This window comes from Paracoccus sp. TD-10 (genome assembly GCF_048270675.1).
Taxonomy (GTDB): Bacteria; Pseudomonadota; Alphaproteobacteria; order Rhodobacterales; family Rhodobacteraceae; genus Paracoccus; species Paracoccus pantotrophus.
This window is the reverse complement of sequence record NZ_CP182418.1, coordinates 302,175-322,635: the sequence shown is the minus strand read 5'-3', so window position 1 is coordinate 322,635 and position 20,461 is coordinate 302,175. Positions and strand designations below refer to the sequence as shown.

The window sequence follows — 20,461 nt, the reverse complement described above, 5'->3', positions numbered from 1 at the left end:
CGTATTGATGCTGCTGGCGCCCCTGCCCGTCGCGGCGGCGGCGGACAAGGCATTTCGCGCCGCCTTTCACCCAAACGGGTGAAGACAGGCCCCCTGCCCGGCCCTGTAATCGGCACTGGGCCTTGCGCCCGTGGTTCCAGATTTTCATGGAGGGTTTCATGCAGATGGCCAAAATCTTCAGCGGCGTCCTGGTCACGTCAATCACCCTTGCGCTGGCGGGCTGCGGCGGCGGCAGCGGGTCCGGAAGCGCCGGCGCACCCGGCGGGGGCAGCGGTGGCGGTGGCGGGGGTGGGGGTGGTGGCGGCACAGCCGACGGCCAGACCTTCCTTGACCATGACGGGCCCATGATGGAGATGGTGGAACGCACCGAAAGCCTTGCACAGACTGGCACCGGCGCCATGCCGACGACCGGCAGCGCGACCTATGACGGCTATGCCTTCGTGGAAATGAACATGACCGGCGGCTCGGTCGATGTCGGCGATCCCGGATACGAGGCCGCGATCGGCAAGATCGCCCTCAATGCGAATTTCGCCAACAGCAGCATTTCCGGGCAAATCCACGAGGTCGGCGTCGAGGACGGGCCCACCCTGACCGGTAGCCTGCCGATCACCGGCGGCAGCATCAGCGGCAGCGGCATGTCGGGCCGGGCGGCGGGCACCCTTGGCGGTGGCGACCGAGGCGACATCGGCCTTGACCTTGTCCTGGATGGGACGTTCCGGGGCAGCAATGCCGAGGTCGTCCGGGGAAACATCACCGGCACGGTCGAATATGACGGCGCCACCGGCACGGTCTTTGGCGACAGCGGCTTCGTCGCTGAACGCTGACCCGCCGAATGCCGCGCGCATCGCGAAAGGCTGGCTGGCGAACCTGGGCCTTGGCAGCCTGCCTGTTGCCCTGCCTGGCGTTGCCGGCCTGGGCGCAGCAGCCCGACCGGACCGAGGCAGCCCTGCTGTCCGGTTCCCCCCGGCTGGCGGCCTTTGCGCTGATGCGCGACCGTCCCGCCGGGCAGGCGCCGCTGCTGGCACGGTTGCTGCATCAGGAAGGGATGCTGCGCGACGGGCGCCCGGCACCGGCCCTGCTGTCGCGACATCTCACGGCCCGGCCGTTGCTGCGATGGGATGACAATATCAACGGCGGCATTCCCGGCGAAACCCTGACCGTCGGCGGGATCGACCTGACGGTCAGCCCGGAAAGCCGCGCCCGCGGCGGACTGGTCCTGGGCCTTGCCGCCTCTGGCAACGCCCGGTACCGGCTGGCTCCGGGCCGCGTGCTGCGGCTGGCCGGTCAGGCGACGGCGGTCTATTCGCCGCGGCATGACCTTTCGCGCCAGGATCTGGGGCTGGGGGCCTGCGTGGCGCAGCACCTGGGCGAATGGCGCTTTGTCGATCTGTGCGGCGGCTACGCCTTTGGCCGGACGGATCTGTCCAACAGCCACCTGGCCTGGACCGGCCTGCGCGGCAGCGGGCTTTTCGAGATGGCGGGCGGTCTGCACGAGCTGTCCCTGGGCCTGCGGCAGACCTGGCGCAAGGATTATCGCCAGGCCTTTGCGGATCTGTCGCTCGATAGCGCCCTTTCCGGGATCGGCGCGGTCGGGCTTCGGCTTTCCGCCGGCGAAAGGGTCGACGGCCATAACGCCATCCGCTACCGGGCGGGGCTGTCGCTGACCCGCCCGATCAGGAAGCGGCCCGTGACCTTCGGCATCGGCTGGCAGCGGGAAGAGGGCTCCACCCTTTTCGGAACGCCGCGGCGGGACGATATTCGCACGCTGGGCATCGAGTTCGGGCTGACGCCGAAACTCACCCTGCTGCTTGCGGGCCAGCATCGAAGCTCAACGGTTCCGATGTATGACGAAAACCGGATCATGCTGGATATGCGCTGGCGCTGATCGGCCGCCAAAGCACCACGGCCCAGCGCCTCACGAACCGCTGAAAAGCCTTCGGCGCCAATAGCCCAGGAAAATGCGGGCCCGTCGCAGCGCCGATTCCCGGCGCTGCATGTAATATCGTGCATTTTCGTAAAGGTAATCGTCCTGGTATCCCTTCAGGAACGAAGAAATCCCATGTCCTTTCCGAAAGGAATCGCGGATGCGCAGCAATCGCAATCCCCATTCCTGACAATGAAAGACACGAATGTCGTCACGATTGACAAGGCGCAATCCCCATAGATCGTTTTCCGCCACATAATCCTCGGCGGCGCCTTCGACCAGGAACCTTCCGTATTTCGATTCGGACTCCTTGGTTCCGGCCTGAAGCATCTTCCATATTTCAGGCCGGATGATCAGAAAACAGTTGCTGATGCTTTGCGTCAACATGAACCCCGGCCTGGTCGTGGGCCGGTCTGCGCGATAAGGTAATGTGCTGCCGGTGATGAAGCAGGCCCCCGTCTCTTTCATCAAGGCAAGGGCGGCATCCTGCCAGGCCTTCTGCCCGGCGCGATATGGGATGGTATCCAGGCGCACCACGCATCCAAGATCGGCCGTGACCGCATCGAACTGCTCTGCCAGAAGCTGCTGTTCCGCCTCGGTGGTTTCTTGTGGCGTCGTCATGCCCATGTCATGCAGGCGAATGCCATGCGCCTCGCATAACTGCCGAACGCGGGCCGCAATGCCGGGATCCCCACCAAAATGCACAACCAGCTCGGCGATCGGATGGTCAAAAAAGGCGATCCAATCCTCGAGAATCACGCAATGATGCTCTTCAAGGACAAAGGTCAACAGCGCGATTGACGGGATATACGGCGCCTTGTCGGACATCAGCATGCAGCATTTCCAGTTTGCGAAAGCAAATTACGCTTGCCAATCCCAAAGATACCGACACGGCATGCGGGTGAAAAGGGGGTGATGACAATCCGCGCCGGCCGCCTGTCCGATGACCATGCATTCCAGCGCCAGGGTGCGGTTCGCCAGCGCGCAAGCGGGTCTGCGATCCCTGTCGGCGGTATCACTGTACCAAGCCGGGCCGGGAAAACCGGCCGCCTTCACCGGTGCTCCATTGACTCGCGTTGCTTTCTTCAACATGTTTTCTGGAAATCAGCTTCCCGGGTGCCATGGTACGTCGCTATCTCTTCCTTTGTCCCGACACCCAAACGGCATCGGGGGGGATCGCCGTCATCTATGATACAGTGGCTGCGCTGTGCCGGGCGGGCTATGACGCCGCCATTCTGCACAACAGCCCGGCCGCCGGCTATCTTGATCATCCGGACAAGCCGCCGCGCTATTATACCTACGACTATTATATCGCCCGGCAAAGACTGGGGCTCGACGGAAAACGGGCCCGGCTCATGTCGCCGTTCATGCTTCTGGGCCAAAGGTTTCGCGGCGGGCCTCTGGAGCCATTGCGGCCCGGCGCAGACGATATTCTGGTCATACCGGAATTCATGATCACGGCCGCGATGACGGCTTTCCCAGGTTCCCGTCTGGGCGTATTCGTACAAAACCCCTTCGCCTTCCAGGAGGCCCATGCAGAAGCCATGGAGAAAGGGCTCGACATCCGCGAGCGCGCGGAGTGGTTCCTGGGCGTGTCGAAAATCTGCCTTGATCAGTTCGATCTTCTGAATATCGAAACCGGCTATCATCTTCCGGTCTCCATGAAGCCCGAGGATTTCCCCTTTCGCGAGGAAAAAGAGCGGTTGATCACCTATATGCCGCGCAAACGGTCGGCAGAGGCACGGCAGATCGTTGACGTGCTGGAGCGTCGAGGTCGATTAAAGGGATACCGGATCGAAGAAATCGACAACATGCCGCGCCTGGACGTGTCGGATTACTTGCAGCGCAGCCAGTTTTTCATCTCGCTGCTGCGCATGGAATCAATCGGCTTTCCTGCCGCCGAGGCAATGGCGGCGGGCTGCATCGTCGTGGGCTACACGGGGCTTGGCGGGCGGGAGTATTTTACCCCCGAAACCGGCATTCCCGTGACCGAGGATGATACCCTGGGCCTAGTGCATGCTCTGGAAGCCACGGTGGCTGAATATGCCACTGCGCCGGCACGCCTTGATGCCATTCGCCGCCATGCAAGCGAGGTGGTCAATGCCAGTTACAACAGCGCCACCTTCGAAGCGGCGCTGCTGAGGATTTGGCGCGACCTTGATGCGCGGTGAGGAACATGCCTTGCGGGGAAGACGTTATCCGGAGCAAGGCCAGGCGGGGATTCCCCGGTGCCGCGGTGTTCTTGCGTCGGCGTTTTCCTGTGGCATGCCTGCCGCAATCACCGCACCGATGGTCCTGACGCAGAGGACATGAGGCTTCGCCACCGCAGCCGGCCTCTGGACGAAAGGGCGAAGGCGTGTTCCATCTGGGCTTCGAGATGCTCGCCACCTTGGCCGGGAACGACGGGTTGCGCCGCTGGCGCGCCCGGTCGACAGGCCGGGCGGCCGCATGCGGGAGGACGGAATGAAGATTGATCTGAACTCTGACCTTGGCGAAGGCTTCGGGCCCTGGACGATGGGGGACGATGCCGCGATGCTCGATGTCGTCACCTCGGCCAATATCGCCTGCGGCGGCCATGCCGGCGACCCCGAAACGATGTTCGCCACCCTGCGGCAGGCGGCGGAACGCGGCGTCGTCATCGGCGCGCATCCGGGCTATGCCGACCGCGAGGGGTTCGGGCGCCGGGTGATCCCCATGCCACCCGCCCGGATCGGGCGGATGGTCGCGGCGCAGGTCGGCGCCTTGCAGGGCATCGCCGCGCTGGCGGGGGCGCGGGTGCGCTATGTCAAGCCGCATGGGGCGCTTGGCAATCTTGCCGCGGATGATCGCACCGTCGCGGATGCCATCGTCGCCGCGGTATCGGCCTTGCCGGGAAATCTGGCGGTGCTGGCGATCTCGGGGACCGATCTGGAGCTGGCGGCGCGCGCGGCAGGAGCCGAGGTATTCTCCGAGATCTTTGCCGACCGCGCCTATCTGCCCAACGGCAGGCTGGTTCCCCGGTCACAGCCCGGCGCGGTGCTGCATGATGTCGAAGAGGTCGCGGACCGCCTGATCCGCTTTCTGGAGACCGGGCTGATGCCGGCGATCCAAGGCGCGCCGATCCCGCTGGCCGCGCAATCGGTCTGCGTTCACGGCGATACCGCGGGCGCGGTTTCCATGGCGCAAGCCATCCGGGCGCGGCTGGACGCGGCGGGAATCGCCGTCGCACCCTTCCTGCAGGTCGAAGGCCGGGCGTGACATGGGCGCTGCCGCCAGCCCTGGCCGCTGCTTTCCGGTTTTCAGCCCCGTGGCCGAGCATGGCATCCTGGTGGAGTTCGGCGACAGGATCGACCCTGGCATCCACGCCCGGGTGCTTCAACTGGACCGGGCCCTGGCTGCGGCGCCCTTTGACGGTTTTCTCGAGGCGGTTCCGGCCTATGCCGGGATTCTGATCCGGTTCGACCCCCTGGTCTGCGATCACGCCATGGCCGAAAGCAAGGCCCGGCAATTATGCCAGCAGGCCGCGCCGGCCGGGGAAAGGCCAGGCTTGCGCGAGGTTCTGGTCTGCTATGACGACGGTCTTTCTCCCGATCTCGCGGCGGTGGCCCAGGCCGCCGGCCTGTCGCAAGAGGCCGTGATCGCCGCACATCTGGCCGGGCAATACGAGGTCTTCATGTACGGCTTTGCGCCGGGATATGCTTATCTCGCCGGCGTGCCGGAGGCGATCCGCATGCCCCGCAAGCCCACCGCGCTGCGGGGCGTCGCGGCGGGCAGCGTCCTGATCGCGGGCCCGCAATGCCTCGTTTCGACCATCACCATGCCGACCGGCTGGTGGAATATCGGCCGATCCCCCACCCGCATCCTGACCGACGACCCCGAGCGGCCGTTCCTGTTCGACATCGGCGACCGGGTGCGGTTTCGCCGGATCGGCCGTGCCGAATACGATGCAGAGGTCGGGAAATGAGCGGGACGGTTCTTTCGGTCGGTTTCGCCGGGCCGCATGTGTCGGTGCAGGACGGCGGACGGCCGGGGCTGATGCGCTATGGCGTGCCGGGCTCGGGCGCGATGGATCGCCGCTCGTTCGCCGCGGCGAATATCGCGCTTGGCAACCCGGCCGGCGCCCCCGGCATCGAGATCTCGCTGGGCGGGCTGGCGCTGGAATGCCTTTCGGGCACGGTCAGCTTCGCGGTCGCGGGCGGTGGTTTCATCGTCGAGCATGCCGGCACCAGGCGCAGCTCATGGACCGTCGCGACCTTGCGGGCCGGGGAAAGGCTGACCGTTCGTCCGGGGCCATGGGGAAGCTGGTGCTATCTGGCCTTTGCCGGGCTGCTCCGATCGCCGCGCTGGCTCGGCAGCGCGTCCACCCATGCGATTTCGGGCTTCGGCGGCGGTCGCCTGGCGACCGGCGCGCGCCTGGTGATCGCCGATGCCGCGCGGCGGGAAGAGCGCGAGGGCAGCATCCCATGCCCGGTCGCCGCCCGGCCCCGCAGAGAGCTGCGCGTCACCATGGGGCCGCAGCAGCGTTTCTTCAGTGCAGAAGCGATCTCGGCCTTCCTTTCCGGCACCTGGCGCATGACCGATGCATGGGACCGCATGGGGGTCCGGCTGGCGGGGCCTTCCATTGCCCCCCATGCCGCCTTGGACATGCCATCCGAACCCATCGTCAGGGGATCGGTCCAGATTGCGGGCGACGGCGTGGCCACGGTTCTGCTGGCCGATCACCAGACCACGGGCGGCTATCCAAAGATCGCGACAGTGCTGGATTGCGACCTCGATTCCTTTGTCCAGCTGCGGCCGCGGGATGCGGTGGCATTCCGCCCCGTCAGCCCCGAGCAGGCGATCAGCCTGTCGCGCACGGCGGCAATAGGCGCAGCCACCTATTTCCGCGCCCTCTCGAACACCAGGCAGAAGCCTCGCGCAGCGGCCCGAGGCGGATAACCCGGATCCGCGCGCCATCCCAAGCCGCCCGCCGGACGGCACGAGGCGCCTGCCGGCCGTCATGCTGCGGCGCAGAATGCATGGCTGCTTTGCCGGGATCGCGACTACTGCCCGCGCTGTGCCCGGACTATATCCGCCTTGTCCGAAACATGCCCGCTGGATGGGCAAGATGAAAAAGGTGCCAAGATGTCCGCTGTCGAACTGAGCCATAACCATGCCGCCGGTAGCCTAGGTCAAGTCTTTGCACGCCTGACCGCGCGGATCGCCGCCTGGAACGATGCCCGCATCACCCGCCGCGAGTTGAGCCGGCTGACGGATCGCGAACTGACCGATATCGGCCTGACCCGCGGCGATATCGAGCATGTCGCCCGCGGCCTCTGAGACTCCCCATCGATGAACGGACCCCGCGGCGATGCCTCGGGGTTTTTTCATGCGCGAGGCCGAAATCCGGGGCGCGGGCGCCATGTCCGCGACGGGCGAACAGCAGCGGCCCAAGATGTCGCCCAGCCGGCCCCGGCTGGCCCGGATTCGCACCGCGGCCCGCACCGTTCCGGGCCAATTCCCGATAGGGGGAACGGTTCAATGCGGCCTCATTCGGCGGTCCAGCCTCCGTCCAGCATCATCGCGCTGCCGGTCATCAGGGCAGAGGCGTCGGACGCCAGATAGAGCGCGGCACCCGTGATGTCGCCCACCTGACCCAGGCGGCCCAGCTTGATCATGCGCAGGCAATGGTCGCGAAAGGCCGGGTTCTCGAAATAGGGTCGCGTCAGCGGCGTTTCGATGAAGGTCGGGCAGATCGTGTTCACGCGGATGCCGAAGGGCGCAAGCTCGATGGCGCTGGCCTTTGTCAGCCCCTCGATTCCCCATTTCGTCGCGCAATAGACGGAACGGTCCGCCGCGCCGATATGCCCCATCTGCGACGACAGGTTGATGATCGACCCGCCCCGCCCCAGATCGCGCATCCGCCGCGCCACGCTTTGCAGCGCAAAGAAGGCCGCGCGCAGGTTGAGGCCCGCGATGGCATCGAAATCCTCTTCCGTGACCTCGACCAGCGGGCGCGGGCGGTTGGTGCCCGCGTTGTTGACAAAGATGTCCAGCCGCTCCAGCCCCTCGGCCAAGGCACGGAAAGCGCCCACGTCGGTCACGTCGCAGGGGATGGCGCGGGCCTTGAGGCCCTGCGCCACCAGCGCCTCGGCCGCATCGGAAATCTCGGCCGCGCTGCGGGCGCAGAGGATGACCTCGGCGCCGGCCTGCGCATAGACCTCGGCGATGGCGCGGCCGATGCCTCGGCCCGCGCCCGTGACCAGCGCGACACGGCCGTTCAGCGAGAAATCGGGCATCGGGTTCATCGGGCAGCCTTTCCGTAGCGGATGGCGTCGCCGGCATGGCGGCGGACGCGGATTTGGGCCTGTTCGGCATGACCGGCAAGGCCCTCGATCATGCGCCGGCGCAAGCAAGGGCGCGCTGGCGTCGACAGGGCGTGATCGGCCCCGATGGCCCTGTCGCCGCCTGCGACATGGGAGTGCGGGCCAAGGAACGGCGCGCCGTAAGTGAGCCCGTGCGCCGGATACAGGCCGTCGCGGTCGGTCATCCGCACATGCCGGTTGGCGATGCCTTTGGCGGCCCACAACATCCCGTCACGGATTGCCCTGCCATGGTCCCGCCACCAGGCGGCCGCCTCGACCCTGTCGCGGAGGCGGCAGGTGTCCCCAGTGCGGGCGGCGGCGGCGCGACCGGGTTCCAGATCGGTGATTGCCATGATTTCCCCTAGAAATTGACCTGATCGCCGCCCTTCAGCGCCAGAAGCTCGCGCGCTTCGGCGGGCGTTGCGACCTCAAGGCCCAGCCCCTCGACGATCTGCCGCGCGGCGCGGACCTGCTGGGCGTTGGTTTCCGCCAGGCGGCCCTTGCCCGCCCAGAGATTGTCCTCCAACCCGACGCGGATATGCCCGCCCATCGAGGCCGACATGGCGGCGATGTTGAGCTGGTTGCGCCCGGCGCCGAGCACCGACCAGCGGTAATCCTCGCCAAACAGCCGGTCGGCGGTGCGCTTCATGTGCAGCACGTCGTCGGGATGCGCGCCGATGCCGCCCATCAGCCCGAACACGGTCTGGATGAACAGCGGCCCGCTGACCAGCCCGCGATCGTGGAAATGCTTGAGGTTGTAGAGATGCGAGGTGTCGTAGCACTCGAACTCGAAGCGGGTGCCGTTCGCGCCAAGCGTGGTCATCACATGTTCCACATCGCCGAAGGTGTTGCGGAAAATGATGTCCTTGTTGCCCAGGTAATCCCGCTCCCACTGGTGCTTCAGCTGGGATTGATAGCGGCCGAGCATGGGAAACAGGCCGAAATTCATCGTACCCATGTTCAGCGAGGCGAGTTCGGGGCGATAATGCTGCGCGGGCTGGATACGCTCGGCGATGCTCATGGTCGGCGCGCCGCCGGTGGTGATGTTCAGCACGGCATCGGTTGCCTGCCTGATGACGCCAAGAATGGGGTTGAAGGCCTCGACGCTCTGGTCGGGGCGGCCGTCGCCCTCGGCTCGGGCGTGCAGATGGACGACCGCCGCGCCCGCCTCGGCCGCGCCGATGGCCGCCTCCGCGATCTCGGAGGCCGAGACCGGCAGATAGGGCGACATGGACGGGGTGTGGATTGCCCCGGTCACGGCGCAGGTGATGATGACTTTGCCTTGAAGGCTCATGGCTTGCTCCTGAGGGTCTTATCGTTGGGGCTGGTCGGCCAGATGGCGGGCCAGGGCGGCTAGGCGGCCGTCGCGCCAGTCCTGGCGGGCGCGGATGGCCTGCGGGGTCGCGGCGTCCGGGAAGGCCGCGCCAAGGATTGCGGCGGCCTCGGGCGTGAAGGCCTCGGCGCGGGCGGCGGTTTTCGCCAGGTCGGCCATCATCTGCCCGTAGCGGCTCAGATAGTCCCCCGCTCCGCCGGGCGCGTTGAGATTGATCGTCTCCATCGGGCCCATGAAGGCCCAGCGGCGGCCAAGCCCGTGGCGGATCGTGTCGTCCAGGCCCTGCGCATCGACATAGCCCTGTTCGATCAGGCGCAGGCTTTCGGCCAGCACCACCGCTTGCAGGCGGTTCAGGATGAAGCCGTCGATCTCGCGCTTCAGCACCACGGGCACCTGGCCGGCACGGGCATAGATGGCGCGGGCGCGGGCGGTGACAGCCGGGTCGGTGAAGGGGGCGGGGGCGATCTCGACCACCGGGACCAGATGCGGCGGGTTGACCGGATGGCCGACGAGGCAGCGCGACGCCCCCGGCAGGCCCTCGGCGAAGGCCGAGGCCATGAGGGCCGAGGAACTGGAGGCGAGGATCACCTCGGGGGCCGCCAGCCCGTCCAGCCGTGCGAAAAGCTCGCGCTTGACGGCCAGAACCTCGGGGCCGCTTTCCTGTACCAGTTCGGCCCCCTCCAGCGCCTCGGCCAGGTCCGGCACGGCGCGGATGCGCGCGGCGGTGGCAGCGGGATCCGCGCCCGCCTGCCCGAAGGGCGCGGTCTGCGCGACCATGGCGGCGATATCGCCGTCCAGCCGCGCCAGCACCTGCGGGTCGTGGTCCCAGACCCGGACCTCGAACCCGGCGCGGGCAAAGACGAAAGCCCAGGCGCGGCCGATCAGGCCCGCGCCGACGATGGCGATATGAGACATGCGCCCCCCCTACATCCACAGCATTTCGCGCCGCAGCTCGATATCCTCGGCGATGCGGCGGGATTCGATTTCATGCAGCACGCGACCGCGCTCCAGCACGATGGTGCGGTCCGACAGCGCCAGCGCCAGGTCGAGGTTATGGTCCACGATCACGATCGACAGCCGGTCGCGCAGCTTGTCGAAGGTACGGAACAGCTGCTCGACCACCGCCGGGGCCAACCCCTCGAAGGGCTCGTCCAGCAGCAGGACGCGGATGTCGCCCGACAGCGCGCGGGCCACCGCGGCCATCTGCTGCTCGCCGCCCGACATGCTGTCGGCGGGCGTATCCAGGCGCTCGCGCAGGCGCGGGAAATATTCCAGGATTTCCTCCAGCGACCAATGCGTGCCCTCGCCCGTCTGGCGGCGGATGCGGCCCAGTTCCAGGTTCTCGCGCACGGTCATTCCGGCGAAAAGCCCCCGGCCCTGCGGCACATAGCCGATGCCGAGCCGCGCGATCCGGGCGCTGGACAGGCCCGCAAGCTCGTGCTCCATCAGCCCCACCGAGCCCGAGGACGGCGCCACGATCCCCGTAACCGCCTTCAGCACCGAGGATTTCCCCGCGCCGTTGCGGCCCAGCAGCGCCAGGATCTCGCCCTTGTGCAGATCGAAGCTGACATCCTGCAGGATATGGCTCTTGCCGTAATGCAGGTTCACCTTGTCGAGCCTGAGGATCCGTTCCGCCGAGAATTGCCCCTGCCGCGCCGAGGCGGCGACCGCGCTGGTGCCCGAGCCGATATAGATGTCGCGCACCTCGCGCGAGTTGCGGGCATCGTCCACCGTGCCATCGACCAGCACCTTGCCGTCGGCCATGACGGTGACGTGGTCGGCAAGCTCGAACACGCGGTCGATGTCATGCTCGACCAGCAGCACCGGCAAGCTTTTCGAGACGTCCTTGATCAGCAGGCCCACCCGCTCGCGCTCGGCCACCGAAAGACCGGCAAGGGGTTCGTCCGCCAGCAGGATGCGCGGCTCGGTCGCCAGCGCCAGGCCCAGGTCCAGCAGCCGCTGCCCGCCATAGGACAGCGAACCGGCGCGGGCATTCTCCATTCCGGCCAGACCGACCCAGTTGATCATCTCCTCGACCTTTTCATGGACCTGCGCAACGCTGGCGGTCGAGCGCAGCATGGAGTTGCGGCTGGGATCTCGGGCCTGAACGGCCAGGCGGATATTCTCGCGCACGGTCAGCTCGGGGAAGAGGTTGGTGATCTGGAAGGATCGTCCCAGCCCGAGGTTCGATATGCGGTCCGCCGACTGTCCCGAAATGTCCTGCCCCAGCAACGAGACCCGGCCCGCACTGGTCGGAACGATCCCCGACATCAGGTTGAACGCCGTGGTCTTGCCGGCACCGTTGGGACCAAGCAGGGCGTGAAGCGTGCGGTCCCTGACCCGCAGCGAGACATCGTCGACCGCCTTGATCGCGCGAAAATTCTTGGAGATTCCTTCCGCCACCAGCACGTCGCCGCCGCCGCCATCGCGCCCGGCGATGGCACGGGGCAAGGGATAGTCGCCGGTCCTTCGGTCGGCCATGGCCGCCCCGATCTCGGGCTCGGGAAAGAAGCGGCGGCGGAACTGCGCGCCGATGCCGATCATGCCCTGCCGCGCGAAGATCACGAAGCCCAGGAAGATCAGGCCGAACCAGAGCAGCCAGTTCTCGGTATACATCGACAGGTATTCGCGGAAGAGGATATAGAACAGCGCGCCGAGCGCCGGCCCCAGATAGCCGCGCATTCCGCCGATCACGACCATGGCCAGCAGCTCGCCCGAGAAGATGATCGACATCGGCTCGGCCGAGGTCATGCGGTTCTTGTAAAGCAGAAGCGCCCCGGCCAACCCGGTGATCACGGCCGAGAGGACGAAGGCTTTCAGCTTGTAGCGGCGCACATCGTAGCCAAGCGCCTGCGCGCGGCCATCGTTTTCGCGGATCGCCTCCAGGACCGAGCCGAAGGGCGATTGCAGCACCCGCTGAAGCAGCACGATCACCGCAAAACCCAGCAGGGCCACGAAGACGTAGAAATTGAGGTTGTTGTCCAGCAGCGCCGGGCGCTCGATCCCGCCGAGGCCGTTCTCGCCCCCGGTCACGTCGGTCCAGCGAAAGGCCAGTTGAAAGCCCATCGCCGAAAGCGCCAGCGTCATCAGCGAGAAATAGACCCCGCGCCGCCGCAGCACCAGAAAGCCGACAAGCGCCGCGACCAGCGCCGTCGCGGCCACCGCGACGATCAGCGCAACCGCCATGCTGGCATTGCCCAGCGACCGCGCGGTCAGACCCGCGACATAGGCCGCCGTCCCGAACCAGATGCCATGTCCGAAGGACACCAGGCCGGTATAGCCCACCAGCACGTTGAGCCCCATTGCGGCCAGCGCGAAGATCACCACCTCGACCGCGGAATTGGCACCCAGCCCGATCCGGCTCAGCAGGACCGGCAGCACCACCAGCGCCAGCGCCACGATCAGCAGGTTCTTCACCGCCAGGAATTTTTGGGAAGTCATCTGAAACCTATTCAAAGCGGGTGATGCGTTCGCCCAGCAGCCCGCGCGGCCGCAGGAACAGCACGACGAACATCAGCAGGTAGATGGCCAGCATCGAATATTGCGTATAGCCGATGCCGATCATCAGCCCCTTGACCAGCCCGACCAGCAGCGCGGCCACGACCACGCCCCAGAACGAGCCCAGCCCCCCGATCACCACGACGACGAAGGCGGCCGTCCCGACCTCGACCCCCATCATCGGGTGGACGGGCTGCAGGGGCGCCATCAGCACGCCCGCGAGCGCCGCGATGGCAATGGCGATGGCCACCACCGCCGACAGATAGGGCCGCAGCGAAATCCCCAGCGTGCCGAGGATGTCGGGGTTCTGGATGCCCGCCCGCACGATGCGCCCGAAGGCGGTCCTGTTCAGCAGCACCCAGACCGCCGCCACCGTCGCGATGGCGATGCCGATCAGGAAGAAGCGATAGCGCGAATAGACGAAATCGCCCATGAAGACCTGCCCGCGCAGTTCATTGGGCATGGAATAGGCGCGTGGCGAGGCGCCGAAATACCAGCGCAGGCTCTGTTCGATGATCATCGAAAGCGCAAAGGTCAGCAGCAGCGAATAAAGCGGATCCTCGCGGTAGAAACGGGCGAACAGCGTGCGCTCGACCACCATCGCGACGCCCGCCGCGATCAGCGGGCCGACGATCAGCGCGCCGAAGAAACCGATATGCGGCGTCAGCACCAGCGCCAGATAGGCGCCAAGCGTGAAGAACGCTCCATGCGCAAGGTTGACGATCCCCCCAAGCGAAAAGATCAGCGACAGCCCCAGCGCGATCAGCATGTAATAGAAGCCGTCAAGCAACCCGTTCAGAAGCTGCGAAAGAAAGACCAATGTCATGAAGCATCCCCGTTATCATGCGAGATGATCGGGCGCGTCGCCCGGACGCGCCCTGCCCTTGCGGGTTTTTCCGGGATCAGAAGGTGCAGTCGCCGCCGACCGCGCCCTTGATCAGCTCATCCAGCGGCACCTCCGCGCCGGGCAGCGCGCCCGAGGTGGTGAAGATGTCCCATTCGTTCTGCGCCTCGGACGGATCGAGGGCGGTGACGGCATAGACCTCTTGCAAAAGCTGGTGCGTCGCGGTGTCGAAGCGGCCCTTGCGATCCTTGAGGATGTCGAACTCGGTCGCCGGGTCTTCCAGAAACTCGATCAGCGCCGCAGTGTCGGTGCCGCCGGTCTTCGCGATCGCCTCGGCAGCGATGCGCACGGCGATATAGTCGGAATAGGCCTGGTTTTCCGCGGGCTTGCCATATTTCGCCTGGAAGGCCTGCGCAAAGGCCTGCGAGGCATCGGTCTGCACCTGGTGGGTCCAGATGCAGGGCCAAGTGCCCTTGAAATCCTGCGGCCCGGTCGCCCATGCGATGCTGCTGTTATAGTCGAAGCCGCCCAGCGGGATGTCCAGGCCGAACTCGCCATATTGTTTCATGAAGCTGGCCCCCGAAGTGCCGGCCAGGTTCACGACGATCAGGTCGGGCTGGACATTGCGGATGTTCAGCAGATGCGACGAGAAATCGGTCGCATCGGTCGGGATCAGCTCGTCGCCGACCGCCTGCCCGCCGTTCCGTTCAAGAAAGCCAAGCGCACCGTGGCGCAGGTCGTGCCCGAAAGCGTAGTCGGAGCTGAGGATGAACCATTTCTTGTCCTTCACCATGTCGTTCTGAAGGAAATACTGGCCCTCGGCGTTCACATACATGACGTTCTGCGCCTCGGTATGGAACATGGTGCGCTTGCAGTCGCTGCCGCGCAGCGTGTCCGAATTGGCGCCGGTGTTGATGAACAGCTTGTTCGCCCGCGCCGTCACCTGCGCGATGGACAGCGCCGAGGCCGAAGAGATCTCGCCGATGATCATCGCCAGATCGCCGCGCTCGACCATGCGCTCGGCCTTGGTGGTGGCGGTCTGGGGGTTGACGGAATCCTCCTTCACCACGGTCAGCGGACGGCCGTTGATGCCGCCCTTGGCGTTGATCTCCTCGACCGCAAGATCCACGGCCATCACCGCATATTCGCCCATCGGGCCCAGGAAACCCGTGCGCGGGGTCAGATGGCCCAGGACCACCGGGTCGCTTTGCGCGCGCAAAAGCCCCGGCGCGGCCAGCGTCACAAGCCCCGCCGCCGTTCCGGTCTTGAGCAGCTGTCGCCGGCCAATCGTTCTGATCATGTCTTCTCCTCCCATGAAACCGCGGGGTGATTGCCTGCACAGGCTTGACTTTTCGCCCCATCAGTGTGATCACAGATCATACTGGAATCGAAAGCGGCCCTTTGTCAATGACCGAACTAAGCAGCCCGCCCCGCCCATTGAAAACCGTGTCCCTGACCGGGCAAGTCTATGATGCCATTGCGGAAATGCTGCTGGATGGCACGCTGAAGCCCAGCAGCCGCACCTCGATCCGCGAATTGGGCGAACATCTGGGCGTTTCGACCATGCCGGTTCGCGAGGCGATCGGACGGCTGATCGCACAGGGCGCGCTGGCGATTCAGCGCAACAAGGCAGTGATCGTGCCGGCCATGGCGCCCGAGGATCTGCGCGACCTGGTCCGCACGCGCGTGCTGCTGGAATGCGAGGCCGCGCGGCTGGCAACCGACCGCATCCCCGAATCCGCCATTCACCGCATCCGCGAATTGCACGAACAGTTCAGCCGTGAACTCAGCGCCAACAACCGGGCCGAGGCGCTGACCCTGAACCGCCGCCTGCATTTCACGCTTTATGACGAGGCGCGCTCGCCCAGCCTGCGGCAGTTGATTGCGATCTCATGGCTGCGGGCCGGGCCGATGATCTCGCTGGATCTGGGGCCACATAACGCGATCGAACGCGCCAGCCATTCCGTCGATGCCCACGGCCAGCTGGTCGAGGCGCTGCAAGCGCGCGACCGCGAGGCGGCGGCGGCGGCGATCCGCCTGGACATCACCACGGCGGCCGAGATCATCCTGGAACATCTGGCACATGCGGGGGAAAGCCAACCATGACGCATCAACTCGAAGGCCAGCGCGCCATCGTCACCGCCGGGGCATCCGGCATCGGGCGCGCCATCGTCGATGCGATGACCGAGGCCGGCATGACGGTGGCGACCTGCGACATCGACGCGGCGGCGCTGGCATCGCTGCCCGCAGGGGTTTTCGCCCGGCAGATCGATGTCGCCGACGAAGCGGCGCTCACGGGATTTGTCCGCGACGCCATCGCCCATCTGGGCGGGCTGGACTGCCTGGTCAACAATGCCGGGATCGCCGGGCCGACCGCCCGGATCGAAGACATCGACCCTGCCGATTGGCGGCGGACGCTGGACATCGTGCTGACCAGCCAGTTCCTGAGCGCCGCCGCCGCGGTGGGCGCGCTTCGGGTAAGCGGAAATCCCTCGATCATCAACCTGTCCTCGGTCGCGGGCCGCGTCGGATTCGCGCTGCGCACCCCTTATGCCGCCGCGAAATGGGGCGTCATCGGACTGACGAAATCGCTGGCCATCGAACTGGGCGAGAGCGGCATCCGGGTCAACGCCATTCTGCCCGGGCTCGTCGCCGGCGACCGACAGCGCCGGGTGCTGGAAGCCAAGGCACAGCAGCGCAATATCAGCTTTGCCGAGGTCGAGGCGGAAGCCTTCCGCTATACCTCGATCAAGGAATACGTGCCCGCCGAGGCCATCGCCGCGCAGGCAATCTATCTTGCCTCGCCGCTCGGACGCCATATTTCGGGACAGGCGATCTCGATCTGCGGCGATACGCGGATGCTGGCCTGAAAAAGCCCGGCCGGCGCCCGCTGCCCCAGACGCTGCATGACAAGGGGCCGGAGCCGGAAACAGCCGCCAGACGTGACGGGTTCTAGGACCGGCCGGGGGATCGCAAGATGTCCAGCCATCCCAGCGTGGCCTCGGTCGGTCCGCCGGGACGGTATTCGGCGCCGACCGGCCGCGTCCAGCCCAGCTCGTCCAGAACCGCGCAAATGTGGCGATGGTCCAGCTCGCCCGAGTCAGGCGGACCGCGATCCGGGACCGCGGCGATCTGCACATGGCCCAGGATGTCGCGATGCGCCCGCAGCCGGCGCGTGATGTCGCCCTCCATGATCTGCTGGTGATAGCAGTCGAACATCAGCCGCAGGTTGTCATGCCCGGCCGCCTCGATGATCCGTGCCGCCTGGTCCGAGCCGGTCAGGAAGTAGCCCGGCGCATCGTAGCGGTTCAGCGGCTCGATCAGGATAGTGATGCCAAGCGGCCGCGCCAGCCGGCAGGCATGGTCCAGGTTGGCGCGGAAGACGCGCTCGGCGGCCGGCCCCTCGGCCTGGCCCGCCATGACATGCACCGCACCGCAGCCGATGGCAGCGGCATAGTCGATGCTGCGCCCGATCTCGGCCCGCGCCTCGGCCTCGCGCCCCGGCAGCGCGGCAAGCCCGTTTTCGCCCGGCCGGCCGCGCCGGGTATTCAGGCCCAGCATCGGCAACCCGGTCTCGGCCAGCGCAGCAGCCAGATCGGCGGCAGGCAGGTCATGGGGCCAATGGCATTCGACCGCATCGAAACCGGCACGATAGGCGGCGCGGATCGCCTGCGGCAGCGGCAGATCGGTCCAGAGAAAGCCCAGATTGGCAGAAAACCGCGTCATGCATCCCCCCAGGCGATATGGTGCGGCTGCAGCAATCCATCGACCCGGGCCGGTGTCAACAGCCTGGGCATGGCGGCATGGTCCCGCGCGGCAGCCGCGCCGTCACCTCGAGGATCGCGCCGGGCGAAAGGCCGGCACGGCTTCCTCGGGACCGGATGGCGACCGCACGACCCGCGGCGCGCATCAACCCTGCGGCCGATCGTTCATGCGCGAATCGGCGGCATCCGACGCGGAGCGCAAGCTGCCCGCCGGCCTGAAGTCAGCGGCCAAGGGCATAGAATTCGTCGTTGGGACGCATGCTTGTCACATTGGCCAAACGGTTGGACATGCCGAAAAAGGCTGAAATGGCCGCGATGTCCCAGGCATCCTCCTCGGTGAAACCATGTGCCTTCAATGCCTGCAGATCGCTTTCCCCCACATCATGGGCCTGTTGCGACACCCTGACCGCAAAGTCGAGCATCGCCTTCTGGCGCGGGGTGATATCGGCCTTGCGATAGTTGACGGCGACCTGATCGGCGATCAGCGCGTTCTTGGCGCGGATGCGCAGGATGGCCCCGTGAGCGACGACGCAATACTGGCATTGGTTGAGACTGCTGGTCGCCACGACGATCATCTCGCGCTCGGCCTTGCTGAGATTGCCGGGCTTGTCCATCAGCGCGTCATGATAGGCGAAGAAGGCCCGGAATTCGTCGGGACGATGTGCCAGTGCCAAGAAGACGTTCGGAATGAAGCCGGACTTTTCCTGCACCGCCAGAATGCGATCGCGGATATCCTCGGGCATTTCCTCGATTGTCGGGACCGGAAACCGGCTGATGGCGGGTTGACCGTTGCTCATGTGCTTTCCTTTCTTGGAATGTCAGGGATTGGCGATCGGCACGACGACGCGGCCGCGCACGGCACCGGCGATCAGTTGTTCGGAAACCCCGATCACCTCCTCGATTGCGACATGCTGCGTCATGCCATCCAGAAGCGCCGGATCGAGATCCTCAGCCAGCCGCCGCCAAGCCTCGCGCCGCTCGTCCAGGGGGCACATGACGCTGTCGATCCCCGCAAGGGTGACACCGCGCAGAATGAAGGGGGCGACCGTGGCCGGGAACGCCATGCCCCCGGCAAGGCCGCAGGCCGCGACGACGCCCCGGTATTTCATGGAGGCGCAGACATTGGCCAGTACATGCCCGCCCACCACGTCGATCGCACCCGCCCATTGCTCCCTGGCAAGCGGCTTGCCCTGCTGGTTGAAATCGGACCGGGGCAGGATGCGCTTGGCGCCCAGCCTGGCCAGATACTCGCTCTCCTCGACGCGCCCGGTCACGGCGGCCACCTCGTAGCCCAGCTTGGCCAGCACCGCGACCGCCACGCTGCCCACGCCCCCCACGGCGCCGGTCACCAGCACCTCGCCGCTTTCGGGCCTGACGCCATGGCGCTCCAGCGCCATCACGCATAGCATCGCGGTATATCCCGCGGTGCCGATGCTCATTGCCCGGGAAAAGCTGAACGCGGGCTCCAGGGGGATCAGCCAATCGCCCCTCACGCGGGCAAGCTCGGACAACCCGCCCCAATGCACCTCGCCCAGGCCCCAGCCATTCAAGACCACCTTGTCTCCGGGCCGGAAAAAGGGGTCGGTCGATTGTTCGACGACACCGGCGAAATCGATCCCCGGCACCATGGGAAACCTTCTGACCACCGGCCCCTTGCCGGTAATCGCCAGCGCATCCTTGTAGTTCAGGGTCGAGCAGGCGATGCGAACCGTGACGTCGCCCTCGGGCAACCGGCTTTCGTCCAGTTCGGACAGCGAGACCCGCTGCCCGTTCTCATCCTTCTCGATCAGTATCGCTTTGAACATGTCGGCTGTCCCTTGGAGGTTTCGGATCCGGACCGCAGCATGGCCAGAAAGCCCTCTGCGAAATCGTCAAGCGGGGCCGGGCTTCGCTCAAGCTTCGCCCGCAGGACCGCGCCTTCCCAGCCGATCCAGAAGAACCTGGCAAGCCGGTCGCAATCCGCATCGCTTGCGATCTGGCCTGCCGCCTGCGCCGCCCGAAGACAGGTCGCGGTCCGTCCTTCCCAATCCCGGAACACCGCGGCCAGGCGCTCGCGGAAGGCGGCCGGCAGCACGCCCATTTCCTGCCCGAGATTGCCGATCAGGCAGCCCCGCCGGTAATCGAAACGCGCCATCCCCGCCTTTGCATCCGCAAAGAAGTCGCGCAACCGTTCCAGCGGCGGGCGATTTTCTGCGCCCAGCCAATGATCGAGCTTGCGGGCGAAAAAATCCGCATAGGCATCGACCAGCGCCAGGCCGAAGGCATCCTTGCTGTCGAAGTAATGGTAGAATGATCCCTTGGGCACCCCGGCCGAGGAAAGGATCTCATCGATGCTGACGGTGCTGAACCCCTTTTCCGTCAGGACCGCCAGGCCGGCCCGCACAAGCAGCATGCGCGGTGCATCCGGCCGGCTCTGGTCTTTTCGGGGACGGCCTCGCCTGCGCGGCAGACCTGCGTTCCTTGTTTCTTCCATATGCTTTTTTAGACCGGAGTCCTCCTCAAATCCAAAATAATTAGACCAGTCGTCTTGAAAAATTCCCGGCAGGACCGCGCCCTTCTGGTCATGCTTGCGGGGCATGGAATGAAATCGTTTATATTCCGATCCTTGCGTATTACCCTGCCCCGGGAATGCCCACGGCCGCGCGGCTTTCCCCGTCATGCTCGCCCAGATGCGGCGGCGGCAGCCGATAGCTGACGGCGGTGCGCGGGAGCTTCAGGGCTTGCCGGATCATCGGCACCCGGACCCCTTCCGGCCCGGTCATCTCGATGCGCATC

General features: G+C 66.1%; 22 protein-coding genes. 9 read left to right on the top strand and 13 right to left on the bottom strand.

Translation table 11 applies throughout. The features are described 5' to 3' along the window. The first annotated feature begins 158 nt into the window (after window positions 1-158). Window positions 159-824, top strand: a complete 666-nt coding sequence (locus ACNKFW_RS01625; protein WP_418024579.1) for a transferrin-binding protein-like solute binding protein — start codon at window positions 159-161, stop codon at window positions 822-824. 50 nt (window positions 825-874) lie between these two features. Beyond that, window positions 875-1,885: a hypothetical protein gene (locus ACNKFW_RS01620; RefSeq protein WP_143091246.1), complete on the top strand. Its 1,011-nt coding sequence runs from the start codon at window positions 875-877 to the stop codon at window positions 1,883-1,885. Window positions 1,886-1,915: 30 nt separating this feature from the next. On the opposite strand, the gene ACNKFW_RS01615 is transcribed toward ACNKFW_RS01620, so the two are convergent. Next, complete coding sequence (locus ACNKFW_RS01615) at window positions 1,916-2,758, bottom strand: hypothetical protein (RefSeq protein WP_418024577.1); 843 nt, start codon at window positions 2,756-2,758, stop codon at window positions 1,916-1,918. Between the two features lie 287 nt (window positions 2,759-3,045). Here ACNKFW_RS01615 and ACNKFW_RS01610 point away from each other — a divergent pair, with 287 nt between their 5' ends. The 5 genes from ACNKFW_RS01610 to ACNKFW_RS01590 all read left to right on the top strand — a co-directional run bounded on the left by ACNKFW_RS01610 (window position 3,046) and on the right by ACNKFW_RS01590 (window position 7,222). After that, window positions 3,046-4,095, top strand: coding sequence for a glycosyltransferase (locus ACNKFW_RS01610; RefSeq protein WP_418024575.1), 1,050 nt, complete (start codon window positions 3,046-3,048; stop codon window positions 4,093-4,095). Between the two features lie 292 nt (window positions 4,096-4,387). Beyond that, a complete protein-coding gene (locus ACNKFW_RS01605; protein WP_418024573.1) occupies window positions 4,388-5,161 on the top strand; it encodes a LamB/YcsF family protein in 774 nt (257 codons plus the stop codon). Window position 5,162: 1 nt separating this feature from the next. Further along, the gene (locus ACNKFW_RS01600) at window positions 5,163-5,867 is read left to right on the top strand and encodes a 5-oxoprolinase subunit B family protein (RefSeq protein WP_051419559.1); all 705 of its coding nucleotides are present in this window, start codon (window positions 5,163-5,165) and stop codon (window positions 5,865-5,867) included. After that, the gene (locus ACNKFW_RS01595) at window positions 5,864-6,841 is read left to right on the top strand and encodes a biotin-dependent carboxyltransferase family protein (RefSeq protein ID WP_024844148.1); all 978 of its coding nucleotides are present in this window, start codon (window positions 5,864-5,866) and stop codon (window positions 6,839-6,841) included. Before ACNKFW_RS01600 ends, ACNKFW_RS01595 begins: the two co-directional genes overlap by 4 nt. A 186-nt stretch (window positions 6,842-7,027) precedes the next feature. Further along, the gene (locus tag ACNKFW_RS01590) at window positions 7,028-7,222 is read left to right on the top strand and encodes a DUF1127 domain-containing protein (RefSeq protein ID WP_024844149.1); all 195 of its coding nucleotides are present in this window, start codon (window positions 7,028-7,030) and stop codon (window positions 7,220-7,222) included. Between the two features lie 209 nt (window positions 7,223-7,431). On the opposite strand, the gene ACNKFW_RS01585 is transcribed toward ACNKFW_RS01590, so the two are convergent. The 7 genes from ACNKFW_RS01585 to ACNKFW_RS01555 form a co-directional block, all read right to left on the bottom strand. Next, window positions 7,432-8,190, bottom strand: a complete 759-nt coding sequence (locus ACNKFW_RS01585; RefSeq protein ID WP_418024571.1) for an SDR family NAD(P)-dependent oxidoreductase — start codon at window positions 8,188-8,190, stop codon at window positions 7,432-7,434. After that, window positions 8,187-8,600, bottom strand: a complete 414-nt coding sequence (locus tag ACNKFW_RS01580; RefSeq protein WP_418024569.1) for a hypothetical protein — start codon at window positions 8,598-8,600, stop codon at window positions 8,187-8,189. The genes ACNKFW_RS01585 and ACNKFW_RS01580 overlap by 4 nt, the downstream gene beginning before the upstream one ends. An 8-nt stretch (window positions 8,601-8,608) precedes the next feature. Further along, window positions 8,609-9,541, bottom strand: coding sequence for a 3-keto-5-aminohexanoate cleavage protein (locus tag ACNKFW_RS01575; protein WP_418024567.1), 933 nt, complete (start codon window positions 9,539-9,541; stop codon window positions 8,609-8,611). An 18-nt stretch (window positions 9,542-9,559) separates the two neighbouring features. Then, window positions 9,560-10,495, bottom strand: a complete 936-nt coding sequence (locus ACNKFW_RS01570; protein ID WP_418024565.1) for a 3-hydroxyacyl-CoA dehydrogenase — start codon at window positions 10,493-10,495, stop codon at window positions 9,560-9,562. Between the two features lie 9 nt (window positions 10,496-10,504). Continuing rightward, the gene (locus ACNKFW_RS01565) at window positions 10,505-13,021 is read right to left on the bottom strand and encodes a branched-chain amino acid ABC transporter ATP-binding protein/permease (RefSeq protein WP_024844154.1); all 2,517 of its coding nucleotides are present in this window, start codon (window positions 13,019-13,021) and stop codon (window positions 10,505-10,507) included. 7 nt (window positions 13,022-13,028) lie between these two features. Continuing rightward, the gene (locus tag ACNKFW_RS01560; protein WP_024844155.1) at window positions 13,029-13,904 is read right to left on the bottom strand and encodes a branched-chain amino acid ABC transporter permease; all 876 of its coding nucleotides are present in this window, start codon (window positions 13,902-13,904) and stop codon (window positions 13,029-13,031) included. A 76-nt stretch (window positions 13,905-13,980) separates the two neighbouring features. After that, on the bottom strand, window positions 13,981-15,222 hold the full coding sequence (locus ACNKFW_RS01555) for an ABC transporter substrate-binding protein (RefSeq protein WP_024844156.1): 1,242 nt from the start codon (window positions 15,220-15,222) through the stop codon (window positions 13,981-13,983). Between the two features lie 146 nt (window positions 15,223-15,368). Between ACNKFW_RS01555 and ACNKFW_RS01550 the strand changes: the two genes are divergently transcribed. Both ACNKFW_RS01550 and ACNKFW_RS01545 read left to right on the top strand, forming a co-directional pair. Further along, window positions 15,369-16,028, top strand: coding sequence for a GntR family transcriptional regulator (locus ACNKFW_RS01550; RefSeq protein WP_231486682.1), 660 nt, complete (start codon window positions 15,369-15,371; stop codon window positions 16,026-16,028). Then, window positions 16,025-16,792, top strand: coding sequence for an SDR family oxidoreductase (locus tag ACNKFW_RS01545; protein WP_024844158.1), 768 nt, complete (start codon window positions 16,025-16,027; stop codon window positions 16,790-16,792). The genes ACNKFW_RS01550 and ACNKFW_RS01545 overlap by 4 nt, the downstream gene beginning before the upstream one ends. An 82-nt stretch (window positions 16,793-16,874) precedes the next feature. Here ACNKFW_RS01545 and ACNKFW_RS01540 read toward each other — a convergent pair whose 3' ends face one another. The 5 genes from ACNKFW_RS01540 to ACNKFW_RS01520 all read right to left on the bottom strand — a co-directional run bounded on the left by ACNKFW_RS01540 (window position 16,875) and on the right by ACNKFW_RS01520 (window position 20,460). Further along, window positions 16,875-17,648, bottom strand: coding sequence for a hydroxypyruvate isomerase family protein (locus ACNKFW_RS01540; protein ID WP_418024561.1), 774 nt, complete (start codon window positions 17,646-17,648; stop codon window positions 16,875-16,877). 259 nt (window positions 17,649-17,907) lie between these two features. Continuing rightward, window positions 17,908-18,483, bottom strand: coding sequence for a peroxidase-related enzyme (locus ACNKFW_RS01535; protein ID WP_024844160.1), 576 nt, complete (start codon window positions 18,481-18,483; stop codon window positions 17,908-17,910). A gap of 21 nt (window positions 18,484-18,504) precedes the next feature. Then, window positions 18,505-19,491, bottom strand: coding sequence for an MDR family oxidoreductase (locus ACNKFW_RS01530; RefSeq protein ID WP_418024559.1), 987 nt, complete (start codon window positions 19,489-19,491; stop codon window positions 18,505-18,507). After that, window positions 19,473-20,264 (bottom strand): TetR/AcrR family transcriptional regulator, encoded by a 792-nt coding sequence (locus ACNKFW_RS01525; RefSeq protein WP_418024558.1) that lies wholly within the window; start codon window positions 20,262-20,264, stop codon window positions 19,473-19,475. Before ACNKFW_RS01525 ends, ACNKFW_RS01530 begins: the two co-directional genes overlap by 19 nt. 34 nt (window positions 20,265-20,298) lie before the next feature. Further along, complete coding sequence (locus tag ACNKFW_RS01520) at window positions 20,299-20,460, bottom strand: hypothetical protein (RefSeq protein ID WP_418024556.1); 162 nt, start codon at window positions 20,458-20,460, stop codon at window positions 20,299-20,301. Between the last annotated feature and the right edge of the window lies 1 nt (window position 20,461).

Excerpts from the sequence above, each read along its gene's own strand:
- ACNKFW_RS01625 (WP_418024579.1), top strand. The coding sequence starts at position 159 with ATGCAGATGGCCAAAATCTTCAGCGGCGTCCTGGTCACGTCAATCACC.
- ACNKFW_RS01615 (WP_418024577.1), bottom strand. The coding sequence starts at position 2,758 with ATGCTGATGTCCGACAAGGCGCCGTATATCCCGTCAATCGCGCTGTTG.
- ACNKFW_RS01610 (WP_418024575.1), top strand. The coding sequence starts at position 3,046 with ATGGTACGTCGCTATCTCTTCCTTTGTCCCGACACCCAAACGGCATCG.
- ACNKFW_RS01605 (WP_418024573.1), top strand. The coding sequence starts at position 4,388 with ATGAAGATTGATCTGAACTCTGACCTTGGCGAAGGCTTCGGGCCCTGG.
- ACNKFW_RS01600 (WP_051419559.1), top strand. The coding sequence starts at position 5,163 with ATGGGCGCTGCCGCCAGCCCTGGCCGCTGCTTTCCGGTTTTCAGCCCC.
- ACNKFW_RS01595 (WP_024844148.1), top strand. The coding sequence starts at position 5,864 with ATGAGCGGGACGGTTCTTTCGGTCGGTTTCGCCGGGCCGCATGTGTCG.
- ACNKFW_RS01590 (WP_024844149.1), top strand. The coding sequence starts at position 7,028 with ATGTCCGCTGTCGAACTGAGCCATAACCATGCCGCCGGTAGCCTAGGT.
- ACNKFW_RS01585 (WP_418024571.1), bottom strand. The coding sequence starts at position 8,190 with ATGAACCCGATGCCCGATTTCTCGCTGAACGGCCGTGTCGCGCTGGTC.
- ACNKFW_RS01580 (WP_418024569.1), bottom strand. The coding sequence starts at position 8,600 with ATGGCAATCACCGATCTGGAACCCGGTCGCGCCGCCGCCGCCCGCACT.
- ACNKFW_RS01575 (WP_418024567.1), bottom strand. The coding sequence starts at position 9,541 with ATGAGCCTTCAAGGCAAAGTCATCATCACCTGCGCCGTGACCGGGGCA.
- ACNKFW_RS01570 (WP_418024565.1), bottom strand. The coding sequence starts at position 10,495 with ATGTCTCATATCGCCATCGTCGGCGCGGGCCTGATCGGCCGCGCCTGG.
- ACNKFW_RS01565 (WP_024844154.1), bottom strand. The coding sequence starts at position 13,021 with ATGACTTCCCAAAAATTCCTGGCGGTGAAGAACCTGCTGATCGTGGCG.
- ACNKFW_RS01560 (WP_024844155.1), bottom strand. The coding sequence starts at position 13,904 with ATGACATTGGTCTTTCTTTCGCAGCTTCTGAACGGGTTGCTTGACGGC.
- ACNKFW_RS01555 (WP_024844156.1), bottom strand. The coding sequence starts at position 15,222 with ATGATCAGAACGATTGGCCGGCGACAGCTGCTCAAGACCGGAACGGCG.
- ACNKFW_RS01545 (WP_024844158.1), top strand. The coding sequence starts at position 16,025 with ATGACGCATCAACTCGAAGGCCAGCGCGCCATCGTCACCGCCGGGGCA.
- ACNKFW_RS01540 (WP_418024561.1), bottom strand. The coding sequence starts at position 17,648 with ATGACGCGGTTTTCTGCCAATCTGGGCTTTCTCTGGACCGATCTGCCG.
- ACNKFW_RS01535 (WP_024844160.1), bottom strand. The coding sequence starts at position 18,483 with ATGAGCAACGGTCAACCCGCCATCAGCCGGTTTCCGGTCCCGACAATC.
- ACNKFW_RS01530 (WP_418024559.1), bottom strand. The coding sequence starts at position 19,491 with ATGTTCAAAGCGATACTGATCGAGAAGGATGAGAACGGGCAGCGGGTC.
- ACNKFW_RS01525 (WP_418024558.1), bottom strand. The coding sequence starts at position 20,264 with ATGCCCCGCAAGCATGACCAGAAGGGCGCGGTCCTGCCGGGAATTTTT.
- ACNKFW_RS01520 (WP_418024556.1), bottom strand. The coding sequence starts at position 20,460 with ATGCGCATCGAGATGACCGGGCCGGAAGGGGTCCGGGTGCCGATGATC.